The sequence below is a fragment of the Pseudomonas sp. MWU318 genome, assembly GCF_016756945.1.
In the GTDB taxonomy this organism is placed as follows: Bacteria; Pseudomonadota; Gammaproteobacteria; order Pseudomonadales; family Pseudomonadaceae; genus Aquipseudomonas; species Aquipseudomonas putida_A.
Genome location: NZ_JAESJL010000010.1, coordinates 125,016 through 138,285, shown reverse-complemented (window position 1 = coordinate 138,285; position 13,270 = coordinate 125,016). Strand labels below are relative to the sequence as shown.

Below are 13,270 nucleotides of genomic sequence, written 5' to 3'. Positions count from 1 at the left end.
CGGAGCAGACTCCCGGGCCGGAATTGGCCGCTGATCCTCAGCGTAGTCGCTTTCGTCTGTCAGCCGCGATATTGGCCGGGTGTCGCCGCCAGATGCTGTTTGAATGCGCGCTGAAAATGCGCCTGATCGGCAAACCCTGCTTCCAGTGCGACATCGGCAATCAACTGGCCGCTGCGCAGGCGTTCGCGGGCGAACTGGATGCGCTGGTTGACCACGAACGCGTGCGGGGTCATGCCGTAATGCTGTTTGAACGCACGGATCAGATACGACGGTGACAACTGCGCCGCCGTGCAGATGTCCTCCAGGCTGAGCAGGTCAGTGCAGTGTTCGCGGATGAAGTCAGCGGCGCGTTCGAGCTTGAAATTCGGCTCGCGTAACGGTGGTTCAGCCGGGTTCATGCGTAGTTGCAGATCGCTGAAAAACTCCACCGCTGCGCTGTGTTTGCGCAGTACGTCCTGCTGCTCGTCGACCAGTGTGGCGTAAAGCCCTTGCAGGTCACGAAACAGTCGCGGGTCATCCAGATGAGTATTGCAGAACCGCCGAAACTCCAGCTCCGCACTGAACCCCAGTTGATGCTGCAAATCCGTCAGCCACGGCGTCTCGACATACAACATTAAGTACGACCACGGCTGATCATCGATCGGATTGCAGGCATGCACGTCACCCGGATTCATCACCACCACAGTGCCGGCGGCGACTTCAAACGTCGATTGCTCATGCACATAAATGCTCCGTCCGGCGGTGATCGCACCGATCGAAAAATGCGCATGGGAATGGCGTGAGTAGCAGACTTCACGGCCATCGGCGATGGCCCGTGCCTCGATGAAGGGCAGAGCATCGTCGCGCCAGAAGCGAGGGGCTTTTTCAGGTTTTTTGGCGGCAGCGTGTTTCATCGTTATGGTTCCCGGCGGGCCAGACACCGGAGTGTATTAGCTCTGGCCGGCGAAGGCCCGCTCCAGTTCGGCGATGTCGAGTTTTTTCATCTTGAACATGGCCTGCATTGCCCGTTGCGACTTGCTGGTGTCGGGGTCCAGCATCATGTGCATGAACGCCACCGGCACGATCTGCCACGACACCCCGAACTTGTCCTTGAGCCAGCCGCATTGCTGGGCCTCGACCGGACCACCGGCCGACAGGTTGCCCCAGAAGTGGTCGACTTCTTCCTGATTCTGGCAATTGACCTGAAACGAAATGGCCTCACTGAACTTGAACATCGGCCCGCCGTTGAGGCCGGTGAAGGTCTGGCCGTCGAGTTCGAAACTGACGGTCATCACCGCGCCTTCCGGCTTGCCGTGAAATTCCTGGCCGACCTTGCTGTAGTGGGTCAGGCCGGTGATTTTCGAATGATCGAAGATCGAGCAATAGAACTTGGCGGCGGCTTCGGCCTGATCATCGAACCACAGGCACGGTGTGATTTTCTGGAAACGTTGCATGGCAGTCATCCTCGGCAGGTTAGACACGCGGGATTTACAGCGTAGTCAGTCCTTGGTCGAATGACGCTGCCGTAGATCGACAATTGCGTTGCTGGCTGACAAACCCTGTAGGAGTGAGCCTGCTCGCGATGGCGCAGGGTCAGGCAACGCCTATGCAAGCTGCAACGACGCCATCGCGAGCAGGCTCACTCCTACAAGGAGCGACGTTCGGCAATCATCAACAGCGACTGTGGCACCGGGCTTTGCGGATGCTGCGGCTCTTGCAGGCTGACCAGTTGAAACCCGGCCATGTCCAGCGCGTTGCACCAACTCGACAGCGTGCGGAAATACCACGGCATCGGCTGCCACTGGCCCTTGAACCCGGCGAAGGACTCTTCACGCCAGCCATCCTGATAATCGCCCGCCGCCACGGCCCACGGATGCAGGGTCTGAATGATCATGGCGCCGCCCGGAACCAGCAACGCCTGCATCGCGGCGAGCAATGGAATGATGTCCTGATGCAGTAGCGAGAAGTTGGCGCAGATCAAATCGTAATCTCGGCCGATATCAATTTCGGCGTCTACCAATGCCGCATAACTGGCCACATGCACCTTGGCCGAACCGGCCGCGCGTGCTGCCTCGATCAACGTCGCATCGCCATCAACGCCCGCCGCATCGATACCGCGATCCGCCAGCGCCCGCAACATCCAGCCTTCGCCGCAACCCAGATCCAGTACGCGCTCCGGTTGGCGCCCCATGATCGCCAGCAGGATCGCCTGATCGGTGACCTGCTGACGGCTTTCGATGGCACCGCTGCGGATCGCGTCGATCCAGGCATCAGCGTTGGCGTGCCAGCTTTGCAACAAGATGGATTCGTGGGAGGGCATGGAGCGGTCTCCGGTAAAGGCCGATTGTGGGCGTTCACTTGTGCGGCTGCTATGGTCAAAGGCTGAACAGAGTCTGGCAGAGGATAGACACCATGAAGCCATTAACTGGCGGTTGCCTGTGTGGCGATGTGCGTTTCGAAGCATCAGGCCAACCGTACCGCGTCGGGATCTGCCACTGCCTCGACTGCCGCAAACACCACGGCGCGTTGTTTCATGCCTCGGCGATATTTCCCGAGAATGCGGTGACCGTCAGTGGCAAGACCGGCGAATATCAAGGGCGGGTGTTCTGTCCGCGCTGTGGTTCGCCGGTACTGGCGCGTTCAGGGGATGAAATTGAAGTCAATGTCGGCTCGCTGGACGCGCCAAACCAGTTCAAGCCTACTTATGAACTGTGGACGGTGCGGCGCGAGTCATGGTTGCCGGCGTTGCCACTGGCGCACCACTACGAACGTGATCGCGAAGGGACGGGGCGTACCGAGGCGTAGTACGCAGTCAAGCCAATCACCCAGTCCCCCTGTGGGAGCGAGCCTGCTCGCGAATGCGGTGAGTCAGCCAAAACATCATTGACTGACCGATTGCCTTCGCCAGCAGGCTGGCTCCAACACGGTCCCTGGTGTGACCGAGTATTCAGCAACCACCTGAAAACCTGTGGGAGCTGGCTTGCCAGCGATGAGGCCGGCACATCCACAATTGATGTTGCCTGATCCACCGCCATCGCTGGCAAGCCAGCTCCCACAATGATGTGTGTCAGCCGCGAATAAACGCCAGCAAATCCGCATTGATCGTCGCCGCTTCAGTCGTCGGCATCCCGTGCGGAAACCCCGGATACGACTTCAACGTGCCATTTGGCAGCAGTTTCGCCGACAAAGGCCCCGAGTTCGCATACGGCACGATCTGATCATCCTCGCCGTGCATCACCAGCACTGGCACGGTGACCTTCTTCAGGTCTTCGGTGAAATCGGTCTGGGAGAACGCGACGATCCCGTCGTAATGCGCCTTGGCGCCGCCGATCATGCCCTGACGCCACCAGTTGCCGATGATCCCCTCAGACGGCTTGGCCCCGGGGCGGTTATAGCCATAAAACGGCCCGCTGGGGATATCGCGGTAGAACTGCGCACGATTGGCCGCCAGTTGCGCCTGAAAATCGTCGAACACCGATTTCGGCAAGCCACCCGGATTGCTTTCGGTCTGCACCATCAACGGTGGCACCGCGCTGATCAACACGCCTTTGGCGACGTTGTCCTGACCATGACGGGCGATGTAGTGGATGACCTCGCCGCCGCCGGTGGAGTGGCCGACATGCACCACGTTCTTCACCCCCAGGTGCTGAACCACCGCCAGCGCATCGTCGGCGTAATGGTCCATGTCGTGGCCGTCCCAGACCTGGCTCGAACGTCCATGGCCTCGACGGTCGTGAGCAATCACCCGAAAGCCCTGGGCCAGAAAGAACAGCATCTGCGCATCCCAGTCGTCCGAGCTGAGCGGCCAGCCGTGGTGGAAGTGGATCACCGGGGCGTCCTTCGGGCCCCAGTCCTTGTAGAAAATATCGACGCCGTCTTGGGTGGTGACAAATCCCATGTTCGCGACTCCTGAGCATTGTGATGGGTTACCGCGCTCGCCGCCGACCGGTCGAGAGGGTTCGGATGAGCTCTGTTATCAGCCAGAGGATTAAAGTCGACATTTTTGCGATAGGGCATGACCGGTGGTCGCCACGTCTGGCTTCACGCGCAAATTAGGCTTTGCTGAAAGGGATAAGCCGAGGCGCGCACAGGCTTTGCTGGCCGTAGCGACGCCCCTTCAGAACACCGTGAGTCTGAGGAAAATCCCCGATGCTGACCTTGAATATCAATGGCAAGGATCAGGAACTCGATGTGCCGGCCGACATGCCGCTGCTTTGGGTCCTGCGTGACGTTGCGCACCTGACCGGTACCAAATTCGGCTGTGGCATGGCCCAGTGCGGGGCGTGCACCGTGCACGTCGATGGCGCGCCGTTGCGCGCCTGTATCACGCCCGCCACCGCCGTGGCCCACGGCCAGAAAATCCTCACCATCGAAGGCCTGTCCACTGATGGCTCGCACCCGGTGCAACAGGCCTGGGCCGAGCTCGATGTGGTGCAGTGTGGCTACTGCCAGTCCGGGCAGATCATGTCTGCCGCCGCGCTGCTGGCGAAGATCCCCAAACCCACCGACAGCGATATCGATCAGGCGCTCTCCGGGAATATTTGCCGCTGCGGCACCTATCCGCGGATCCGCGCGGCTGTGAAACGTGCGGCCGAGATTGGCTGATTGGGGAGATAGACGATGAACAGTCCTGTATCGCGTCGCGGCTTTCTCAAGGGCAGTGCCGTGCTGGGTGGCGGTCTGGTGGTGGCGTTTGTCGTCCCCGGTGCCCATCGATTTGCCTTGGCGGCGGAGAATGAAGGCAAGGTCTTCGCGCCGAATGCGTTTTTGCGCATTGGCGCTGACAACAGCGTGACGGTGTTGCTCGGGCACTCGGAAATGGGCCAGGGCATCTGGACCGGCCTGACCATGCTGATCGCCGAAGAGCTGGACGCCGACTGGTCGAAGATCCGCGTCGAGCACTCGCCGGCCTCGGCGGCCAATTACGGCATGCCGGCGTTTGGCGGGATGCAGATTACTGGCGGCTCGACCTCGACTTGGATGGAGTTCGACCGTTACCGGCTGGCCGGGGCCACGGCGCGGCAGATGCTGGTGGAAGCGGCGGCCAAGCGCTTCAACGTCGCTGCGTCGACGATTCGCACCGAATCGGGCGTCGTGATCGCCGGCGATAAACGCGCGACGTACGGCGAACTGGCGGACGCCGCCGGGCAACTGCCAGTGCCGGATCCGAAGTCGATCACCTTCAAGGAGGCCAAGGACTGGAAGGTTATTGGCAAGCCGACCAAACGCCTCGACACCCCGGAGAAAATCACCGGGCGCGCCAAGTTCGGCATGGACGTGCAGTTCGAGGGCTTAATGACCGCGATGGTTGCCCGTGCACCGGTGTTCGGCGCCACGGTCAAATCCTTCGAGGGCGCCGAGGCACTGGCGGTGCCCGGTGTGCACAAAGTGGTGCAGGTGCCGACCGGTGTGGCGGTGATTGCCGATCATTACTGGGCGGCGAAACTTGGTCGCGATGCGCTGAAGGTCGATTGGGATCTCGGGCCGCACGCTGACCTGAGCAGCCAGGGCCTGCTCGACAGTTTTCGCAAACTGGCAGCGACACCGGGCACTTCCGCCAGTCAGGCTGGGGATCCGAAGGGCAACTTTGACAAGGCGGCGAAGAAAATCGATGTCGAATACAGCGTGCCGTATCTGGCGCACGCACCGATGGAACCGCTGAACTGCACAGTGAAGATCAGCGCCGAAAAGTGCGAGATCTGGACCGGCACACAATTTCAGACCCTCGACCAGATGGTCGCCGGCAAGATCACCGGGCTTAAACCGGAACAGGTGGAAATTCATACCGAGTTTCTTGGCGGCGGTTTCGGGCGTCGGGCCAATCCGACCTCGGACTTCGTCGCCGAAGCGGTGCAAGTTGCGAAAGCCGCCGGGCTGCCGGTGAAAACCGTGTGGTCGCGCGAGGATGACATTCGCGGCGGTTATTACCGCTCGATGTTCCTGCATCAGGCGCGCATCGGCCTCGACGGGCAGGGCATGCCGCTGAGCTGGCAGCATGTGCTGGTGGGTCAGTCGATCATGGCCGGCACCATGCTCGAACAGACCATGGTCAAGAACGGCATCGACGCGACTTCGGTCGAAGGCGTGGCTGACAGCCCGTATATCAAGGGCCTGGCCCATCAACAGGTCGAACTGCATTCGCCGCAGACCGGGATCAATGTGCTGTGGCTGCGTTCGGTGGGGCACAGCCACACCGCGTTCGTCATGGAGTCGCTGATCGATGAGATGGCCACGGCGGCGGGCAAGGACCCGATCGAATATCGACGCACCTTGCTCAAGGACCATGCGCGGCATCTCGGGGTGCTGAATCTGGCGGTGGAGAAGGCCAACTGGACAGCGCCGTTGCCTGACGGGCATGCATTGGGTGTGGCGGTGCACGAGTCGTTCGGCAGTTATGTGGCGCAGGTGGCCGAGGTTTCGCAGGATAATCTGGCGATCCGCGTGCACCGCGTGGTGTGTGCGGTGGATTGCGGAATCGCGGTCAATCCGCAAAGCATCGCGGCGCAGATGGAATCGTGCATCACCTTTGGCCTGGGCATGGCGCTGCACAGCAAGCTGACGCTCAAGGATGGCGCGGTGGTGCAGTCCAATTATCACGATTACCAGGTGCTGCGGCTCAACGAGATGCCGCTGGTCGAGGTGCATATTGTGCCCAGCAGCGACAAGCCCGGCGGCATCGGCGAGGCCGGGGTTCCGCCGACCGCGCCGGCGGTGGCCAATGCCGTGTATGCGCTGACCGGGCAGCGCTTGCGTGAACTGCCGCTGCAACTGTCGGGGGTGTGAGATGAAACGACATCTGCTGTTGGGCACGGTGATATTGCTGGGGCTGGGCGGCTACGCCTCGGACCTGTTCGCCGACGATCAGGAGGCACTCAAGGCGTTCGGCACGGTGCAGAAGGTGTTCCAGAGCCCGCGCTGCCAGAACTGCCACATCCCCGGCGACTCGCCGCTGCAGTTCGATGCGGGCAAACCTCACGCGATGAATGTGGTGCGCGGCATGGACGGCAAGGGCGCCGCCGGTTTGCCCTGCGCCACCTGCCACGCCGAGAGCAATCCGCCGGCCAGTTATGGCCCGCATGCACCGCCGGGGGCGCCGCACTGGAGCCTGCCGCCGGCGGCGCACAAGATGGCCTGGATCGGCCTGCCACCGGACAAGTTGTGCGCAATGATCAAGGACCGTTCGAGCAATGGTGACCGTGATTTCGCCGCGCTGATCAAACATGTCAGCGACGACAAACTGGTGTTGTGGGGCTGGAACCCCGGAGCAGGGCGCGCACCGGTGCCGGTGCCGCATGACATTTTTGTGGCCCAGTTCAAGCTTTGGGCCGACGCTGGCGGGCCATGTCCGGTGGCGGGCGGTTGAGTGTGTGAGTCGCTGGCGAATCAAGCTACTCTAACGGTCATCGACCCTGATGGAGTGCGTGATGCTGGCCCCGATCAAACCCGCCAATGAAGCCACCCGAATTCAAGCGCTGCACGGCTTGAAGGTTCTTGATTCGGCGCCGGAGGAGCGTTTTGACCGGCTCACGCGGCTGGCCAAACGCCTGTTCAACGTGCCGATTGCGCTGGTGACGCTGGTGGACAAGGACCGGCAATGGTTCAAGTCGTGCGTCGGCCTCGACGTCAACGAAACCCCGCGTGATGTGTCGTTCTGTGGGCACGCGATTCTTCAGGACGAATTGCTGCTGGTGCCTGATGCCAAGCAGGACAAGCGCTTTCATGACAATCCGCTGGTCACCGGCGAGCCGAAGATTCGTTTCTACGCGGGCTACCCGCTGACCGTGCCCAACGGCAACAAAATGGGCACGTTGTGCCTGATCGACACCCAGCCGCGTGAACTCGACGACGAGGAGCGTGCCCTGTTGCGCGATCTCGCCGGCATGGCCGAGCAAGAGTTGATGGCGGTGCAGATGGCGAGCATGGACGAGCTGACGCTGCTGTCCAACCGCCGCGGCTTCAAGACCCTGGCCCAGCATGCGCTGGACGCCTGCAAACACCGGGACAAACCGGCGACGCTGCTGTTTTTCGATCTCAATGACTTCAAACAGATCAACGATCGTTACGGCCATGCCGAGGGCGACAGTGCGCTGAAGACCTTTGCCGATGTGCTGCGCATCGCTTTTCGCGAGAGCGATGTAGTTGGGCGCTTGGGCGGTGACGAGTTCGTGGCGCTGCTGACCGGCTCCAGTCACGTCGAAACCACAGCGATCATGGCCCGGCTCAAGGAAATCCTCGACGAGCGCAATGCGATGTTGCAGCGCGGCTACGACATTCGCTTCAGCGTCGGCCAGATCGAATACGATCCGCAACGCCATGAAACGATAGATCGACTGCTGGCCGATGCCGACGAGGCGATGTATGCGCACAAGCAGGTGCTGAAACGGCGCTGATTCAGGCCTCATCGCTGGCAAGCCAGCTCCCACAGTTTTATCGAGTGCTCACGAAATTCCGGCACACCGCAGAACCTTGTGGGAGCTGGCTTGCCAGCGATGGCGTCCGGTCAGGCGATAGCGGTGTTGAATGTGCCGGCCTCATCGCTGGCAAGCCAGCTCCCACAGGTTTATCGGGTACTCACAAAATCCCGGCACACCGCAGAACCTTGTAGGAGTGAGCCTGCTCGCGATCGCGGTGGCCCGGACACATCAATGCTGCTGACCCGACGCTATCGCGAGCAGGCTCACTCCTACAGGGGATTTGGGGTGTTCAAGACATTGCAGGCACAAAAAAACCCGCCGATTGGCGGGTTTTTTTTCGGCAGACCGAAGATTACTCTTCGATGTTGCCCATGGCGGTGGTGTTGAAGCCGCCGTCCACGTACATGATTTCACCGCTGATGCCCGACGCCAGGTCGGAGCACAGGAAGGCGCCGGCGTTGCCGACTTCTTCGATGGTGACGTTGCGGCGCAGTGGGGTTTGCGCTTCGTTGGCGGCCAGCATCTTGCGGAAGTTCTTGATGCCCGAGGCTGCCAGGGTACGGATCGGGCCAGCCGATACGCAGTTGACGCGGGTGCCGTCCGGGCCCAGGGAGCCGGCCAGGTAACGTACGCCAGCTTCCAGCGAAGCCTTGGCCATGCCCATCACGTTGTAGTTCGGCATGGTGCGCTCGGCGCCCAGGTACGACAGGGTCAGCAGGCTGCCGTTGCGGCCTTTCATCATTTCGCGGCCAGCCTTGGCCAGGGCCACGAAGCTGTAGGCGCTGATGTCGTGAGCGATGCGGAAACCTTCACGGGTGGTGGCTTCGGTGAAGTCGCCGTCCAGTTGGTCGCCCGGAGCGAAGCCGACGGAGTGCACGATGCAGTCCAGGCCGTCCCACTTCTTGCTCAGTTCTTCGAAGACCTTGGCGATTTCTTCATCGCTGGCCACGTCGCACGGGAAGCACAGCTCAGGGCTCGAACCCCAGCCCTGTGCGAACTCTTCAACGCGACCCTTGAGTTTGTCGTTCTGATAAGTGAAGGCAAGCTCAGCGCCCTCGCGATGCATGGCGGCAGCGATGCCGGATGCGATGGACAGCTTGCTGGCGACACCGACGATCAGTACGCGCTTACCGGCGAGAAAACCCATGTGTTGCTCCTCTTTCAGGTTATTGCGCAGTGGCTGGTGCCAAAAAAGCGGCTTCCAGCAACTGCTGTGTATACGGATGTTTGGGGGCGGCAAAAATATCTTGCGCAGCTCCCTGTTCGACCACTTGGCCATGCTTGACCACCATCAACTGGTGGCTCAGCGCTTTGACGACAGCCAGGTCATGGCTGATGAACAAATACGTCAGGTTGTACTTGGCTTGCAGTGAACGCAACAGCTCCACCACTTGCCGCTGCACCGTGCGGTCGAGCGCCGAAGTCGGCTCGTCCAGCAGGATCAGCGCCGGTTTCAGCACCAAAGCCCGGGCAATGGCGATACGTTGCCGTTGCCCACCGGAAAATTCGTGAGGGTAGCGGTGCCGGGTTTCCGGATCCAGACCTACCTCCTTCAATGCCGCAATAATCGCCGCTTCCTGCTCGGCGGCGGTGCCCATCTTGTGGATCCGCAGGCCTTCGCCAACGATGTCGCTGACGCACATCCGCGGGCTCAGGCTGCCGAACGGGTCCTGAAACACCACCTGCATCTCCCGACGCAACGGGCGAACCTCGTTCTGCGTCAGGCAGTCTAGCTGTTTGCCCTCAAAGCGAATGGCGCCTTTGCTGCCGATCAGCCGCAAAATCGCCAGACCCAGCGTGGATTTGCCGGAACCGCTTTCCCCCACGATCCCCAGCGTCTGACCCTGAGGCAGGCTGAAATTGATGCCGTCCACTGCCTTGACGTAATCCACCGTGCGCTTGAGCAGGCCTTTCTTGATCGGGAACCAGACTTTGAGGTTCTCGACTTCGAGTAGCGGCGCCCCGATTTTATTGGTCGCCGGGCCTCCGCTGGGCTCCGCGCCGAGCAATTCCCGAGTGTACGGATGCTGCGGCGAACGGAACAGCTCTGCGCACGATGCCTGTTCGACGATGCAACCGCGCTGCATGACACATACGCGATGCGCAATTCTTCGCACCAGGTTCAAATCGTGACTGATCAGTAGCAGCGACATGCCCAATCGAGCCTGAAGTTCCTTGAGCAAATCGAGGATTTTCAGCTGAACGGTCACGTCCAGTGCGGTGGTCGGCTCGTCGGCGATCAGCAGTTCCGGCTCGTTGGCCAACGCCATGGCGATCATCACCCGCTGGCGCTGGCCGCCGGACAATTCGTGGGGCAGGGCCTTGAGGCGCTTGTGCGGCTCGGGGATGCCGACCATCTCCAGCAGCTCCAGGGTGCGCTTGGTTGCGACTTTACCGGTCAGGCCCTTGTGGATGCCCAACACCTCGTTGATCTGCTTCTCGATCGAGTGCAACGGGTTGAGTGAGGTCATTGGTTCCTGAAAGATCATCGCGATGCGGTTGCCGCGGATGTGGCGGATGGTCTTTTCGCTCAGACCCAGCAGATTCTGCCCGGCATAGGTGATGCTGCCGGCTGGATGGCGGGCCAGCGGGTAGGGCAGCAGGCGCAAGATCGAGTGCGCCGTGACCGATTTGCCCGAGCCGGACTCGCCGACCAGCGCCAGGGTTTCGCCGCGTTTGATGTCGAAGCTCACGCCCTCGACCACCCGGTGCAGGCGCTCGTTGAAGCCGAACTCGACGGCGAGGTCGCGCACTTCGATCAGATTGTCCTGATTCATTTCACTTCCTCGGGTCGAAGGCATCGCGAGCGGACTCGCCGATAAACACCAGCAAACTCAACATCAGCGCCAGCACCGCGAACGCGCTCATGCCCAGCCACGGCGCCTGCAGGTTGGATTTGCCCTGGGCCACCAGTTCACCCAGCGACGGGCTGCCGGCCGGCAAACCGAAGCCGAGGAAATCCAGCGCAGTCAGGGTGCCGATGGCGCCGGTAAGGATGAACGGCATGAAGGTCATGGTCGAAACCATGGCGTTGGGCAGAATATGGCGGAACATGATTGCGCCGTTCTGCATGCCCAGCGCCCGCGCGGCGCGCACGTATTCGAGGTTGCGCCCACGGAGGAACTCGGCGCGCACCACGTCGACCAGGCTCATCCACGAGAACAGCAGCATGATCCCCAGCAGCCACCAGAAATTCGGCTGGACGAAACTGGCGAGAATGATCAGCAGGTACAGCACCGGCAGCCCCGACCAGATCTCCAGAAAGCGCTGCCCGGCCAGATCGACCCAGCCACCATAGAAGCCCTGCAGCGCGCCGGCAATCACGCCAATGATCGAGCTGAGTACAGTCAGCGTCAGTGCAAACAGTACGGAAATGCGGAAGCCGTAGATCACCCGCGCCAGCACATCGCGGCCCTGATCGTCGGTACCCAGCAGGTTGTCCGCCGAAGGCGGGGCCGGTGCCGGGACTTTCAGGTCGTAGTTGATGCTCTGGTAGCTGTAGGGGATCGGCGCCCACAACACCCATGCATCCTTGGCCTTGAGCAGTTCGCGGATGTACGGGCTCTTGTAGTTGGCTTCCAGCGGGAATTCGCCGCCGAACGCAGTTTCCGGGTAGCGCTTGATCGCCGGGAAGTACCAGTTGTTGTCGTAATGCACCACCAGCGGCTTGTCGTTGGCGATCAGCTCGGCGCCGAGGCTCAGGCCGAACAGGATCAGAAACAGCCACAGCGACCACCAGCCACGCTTGTTGGCCTTGAACAGTTCGAACCGGCGGCGATTGAGAGGGGACAGGTTCATCTCAATGCTCCCGGCTGGCGAAGTCGATGCGCGGATCGACCAGGGTGTAGGTGAGGTCGCCGATCAGCTTCACCACCAGACCGAGCAGGGTGAAGATGAACAGAGTGCCGAACACCACCGGGTAATCGCGGTTGATCGCCGCTTCGAAACTCATCAGACCCAGACCGTCGAGGGAGAAGATCACCTCCACCAGCAACGAGCCTGTGAAGAAGATGCCGATGAACGCCGACGGAAACCCGGCAATCACCAGCAGCATGGCGTTGCGGAACACATGGCCGTAGAGCACGCGGTTGCGCGTCAGGCCTTTGGCCTTGGCGGTGACCACGTACTGCTTGTTAATCTCGTCGAGAAAGCTGTTTTTGGTCAGCAGGGTCATGGTAGCGAAGTTGCCGATCACCAGCGCGGTCACCGGCAGCGCCAGGTGCCAGAAATAGTCGAGAATCTTGCCGCCCAGGCTCAGCTCATCGAAGTTGTTCGAGGTCAGGCCGCGTAGCGGGAACCAGTCCAGATAGCTGCCGCCAGCAAACACCACGATCAGCAGAATCGCAAAGAGGAACGCCGGAATCGCGTAGCCGACGATAATCGCCGAACTGGTCCACACGTCGAAGTGGCTGCCGTGCCGTGTGGCCTTGGCGATCCCCAGCGGGATCGACACCAGGTACATGATCAGCGTGCTCCACAGCCCGAGCGAGATCGACACCGGCATCTTTTCCTTGATCAGGTCGATGACCTTGGCGTCGCGGAAGAAGCTGTCGCCGAAATCCAGCTTCGCGTAGTTCTTGACCATGATCCACAGACGTTCCGGGGCCGACTTGTCGAACCCGTACATGTGCTCGATTTCCTTGATCAGCGCCGGGTCGAGGCCTTGCGCGCCACGATACGCGGAGCCGGCCACCGAGACCTCGGCACCGCCACCGGCGATGCGGCTGGTGGCGCCTTCGAAGCCTTCGAGCTTGGCGATCATTTGTTCCACCGGGCCGCCGGGTGCGGCCTGGATGATCACGAAGTTGATCAGCAGGATGCCGAACAGGGTCGGGATGATCAGCAGCAGTCGCCGAAAGATATACGCCAGCATCTGA

Annotated in this window: 13 protein-coding genes; 5 read left to right on the top strand and 8 right to left on the bottom strand. The window is 61.2% G+C overall.

The window, feature by feature from the left end; all coding sequences use genetic code 11:
* Positions 1 to 59: 59 nt before the first annotated feature.
* The 3 genes from JN524_RS22315 to JN524_RS22305 form a co-directional block, all read right to left on the bottom strand.
* Positions 60 to 893 carry an AraC family transcriptional regulator gene (locus JN524_RS22315; RefSeq protein ID WP_202370728.1) on the bottom strand — a complete coding sequence of 278 codons (834 nt, stop codon included), beginning with the start codon at positions 891 to 893 and terminating at the stop codon, positions 60 to 62.
* A gap of 36 nt (positions 894 to 929) precedes the next feature.
* Entirely contained in the window at positions 930 to 1,433 is a 504-nt protein-coding gene (locus JN524_RS22310; RefSeq protein ID WP_202370727.1) for a VOC family protein, read from the bottom strand.
* A gap of 191 nt (positions 1,434 to 1,624) precedes the next feature.
* Complete coding sequence (locus JN524_RS22305) at positions 1,625 to 2,299, bottom strand: class I SAM-dependent methyltransferase (RefSeq protein ID WP_202370726.1); 675 nt, start codon at positions 2,297 to 2,299, stop codon at positions 1,625 to 1,627.
* 92 nt (positions 2,300 to 2,391) lie between these two features.
* Here JN524_RS22305 and JN524_RS22300 point away from each other — a divergent pair, with 92 nt between their 5' ends.
* Positions 2,392 to 2,784: a GFA family protein gene (locus tag JN524_RS22300; RefSeq protein ID WP_202370725.1), complete on the top strand. Its 393-nt coding sequence runs from the start codon at positions 2,392 to 2,394 to the stop codon at positions 2,782 to 2,784.
* Between the two features lie 262 nt (positions 2,785 to 3,046).
* Here the strand turns inward: JN524_RS22300 and JN524_RS22295 are convergent, their stop codons facing one another.
* On the bottom strand, positions 3,047 to 3,877 hold the full coding sequence (locus tag JN524_RS22295) for an alpha/beta fold hydrolase (protein WP_182404353.1): 831 nt from the start codon (positions 3,875 to 3,877) through the stop codon (positions 3,047 to 3,049).
* Positions 3,878 to 4,128: 251 nt separating this feature from the next.
* On the opposite strand from JN524_RS22295, the gene JN524_RS22290 reads away from it, so the two are divergent.
* The 4 genes from JN524_RS22290 to JN524_RS22275 all read left to right on the top strand — a co-directional run bounded on the left by JN524_RS22290 (position 4,129) and on the right by JN524_RS22275 (position 8,369).
* The gene (locus tag JN524_RS22290) at positions 4,129 to 4,584 is read left to right on the top strand and encodes a (2Fe-2S)-binding protein (RefSeq protein WP_007965305.1); all 456 of its coding nucleotides are present in this window, start codon (positions 4,129 to 4,131) and stop codon (positions 4,582 to 4,584) included.
* Between the two features lie 15 nt (positions 4,585 to 4,599).
* Positions 4,600 to 6,762, top strand: a complete 2,163-nt coding sequence (locus JN524_RS22285) for a xanthine dehydrogenase family protein molybdopterin-binding subunit (RefSeq protein ID WP_202370724.1) — start codon at positions 4,600 to 4,602, stop codon at positions 6,760 to 6,762.
* Between the two features lies 1 nt (position 6,763).
* Positions 6,764 to 7,342, top strand: a complete 579-nt coding sequence (locus JN524_RS22280) for a hypothetical protein (RefSeq protein ID WP_202370723.1) — start codon at positions 6,764 to 6,766, stop codon at positions 7,340 to 7,342.
* 61 nt (positions 7,343 to 7,403) lie between these two features.
* The gene (locus tag JN524_RS22275; RefSeq protein WP_202370722.1) at positions 7,404 to 8,369 is read left to right on the top strand and encodes a sensor domain-containing diguanylate cyclase; all 966 of its coding nucleotides are present in this window, start codon (positions 7,404 to 7,406) and stop codon (positions 8,367 to 8,369) included.
* 376 nt (positions 8,370 to 8,745) lie between these two features.
* Here the strand turns inward: JN524_RS22275 and fabI are convergent, their stop codons facing one another.
* From fabI to JN524_RS22255, 4 genes are read right to left on the bottom strand one after another with little or no spacing between them, the layout of a single operon-like run.
* Positions 8,746 to 9,540 (bottom strand): enoyl-ACP reductase FabI, encoded by a 795-nt coding sequence (gene fabI / locus JN524_RS22270; RefSeq protein WP_003202751.1) that lies wholly within the window; start codon positions 9,538 to 9,540, stop codon positions 8,746 to 8,748.
* 19 nt (positions 9,541 to 9,559) lie between these two features.
* Positions 9,560 to 11,170: an ABC transporter ATP-binding protein gene (locus JN524_RS22265; RefSeq protein ID WP_202370721.1), complete on the bottom strand. Its 1,611-nt coding sequence runs from the start codon at positions 11,168 to 11,170 to the stop codon at positions 9,560 to 9,562.
* Between the two features lies 1 nt (position 11,171).
* Positions 11,172 to 12,191 (bottom strand): ABC transporter permease, encoded by a 1,020-nt coding sequence (locus tag JN524_RS22260; protein WP_007910587.1) that lies wholly within the window; start codon positions 12,189 to 12,191, stop codon positions 11,172 to 11,174.
* A 1-nt stretch (position 12,192) separates the two neighbouring features.
* Positions 12,193 to 13,266 carry a microcin C ABC transporter permease YejB gene (locus JN524_RS22255; RefSeq protein ID WP_202370720.1) on the bottom strand — a complete coding sequence of 358 codons (1,074 nt, stop codon included), beginning with the start codon at positions 13,264 to 13,266 and terminating at the stop codon, positions 12,193 to 12,195.
* Between the last annotated feature and the right edge of the window lie 4 nt (positions 13,267 to 13,270).

Coding starts and splice junctions, on each gene's coding strand:
- JN524_RS22315 (WP_202370728.1), bottom strand. CDS start 893: ATGAAACACGCTGCCGCCAAAAAACCTGAAAAAGCCCCTCGCTTCTGG.
- JN524_RS22310 (WP_202370727.1), bottom strand. CDS start 1,433: ATGCAACGTTTCCAGAAAATCACACCGTGCCTGTGGTTCGATGATCAG.
- JN524_RS22305 (WP_202370726.1), bottom strand. CDS start 2,299: ATGCCCTCCCACGAATCCATCTTGTTGCAAAGCTGGCACGCCAACGCT.
- JN524_RS22300 (WP_202370725.1), top strand. CDS start 2,392: ATGAAGCCATTAACTGGCGGTTGCCTGTGTGGCGATGTGCGTTTCGAA.
- JN524_RS22295 (WP_182404353.1), bottom strand. CDS start 3,877: ATGGGATTTGTCACCACCCAAGACGGCGTCGATATTTTCTACAAGGAC.
- JN524_RS22290 (WP_007965305.1), top strand. CDS start 4,129: ATGCTGACCTTGAATATCAATGGCAAGGATCAGGAACTCGATGTGCCG.
- JN524_RS22285 (WP_202370724.1), top strand. CDS start 4,600: ATGAACAGTCCTGTATCGCGTCGCGGCTTTCTCAAGGGCAGTGCCGTG.
- JN524_RS22280 (WP_202370723.1), top strand. CDS start 6,764: ATGAAACGACATCTGCTGTTGGGCACGGTGATATTGCTGGGGCTGGGC.
- JN524_RS22275 (WP_202370722.1), top strand. CDS start 7,404: ATGCTGGCCCCGATCAAACCCGCCAATGAAGCCACCCGAATTCAAGCG.
- fabI (WP_003202751.1), bottom strand. CDS start 9,540: ATGGGTTTTCTCGCCGGTAAGCGCGTACTGATCGTCGGTGTCGCCAGC.
- JN524_RS22265 (WP_202370721.1), bottom strand. CDS start 11,170: ATGAATCAGGACAATCTGATCGAAGTGCGCGACCTCGCCGTCGAGTTC.
- JN524_RS22260 (WP_007910587.1), bottom strand. CDS start 12,191: ATGAACCTGTCCCCTCTCAATCGCCGCCGGTTCGAACTGTTCAAGGCC.
- JN524_RS22255 (WP_202370720.1), bottom strand. CDS start 13,266: ATGCTGGCGTATATCTTTCGGCGACTGCTGCTGATCATCCCGACCCTG.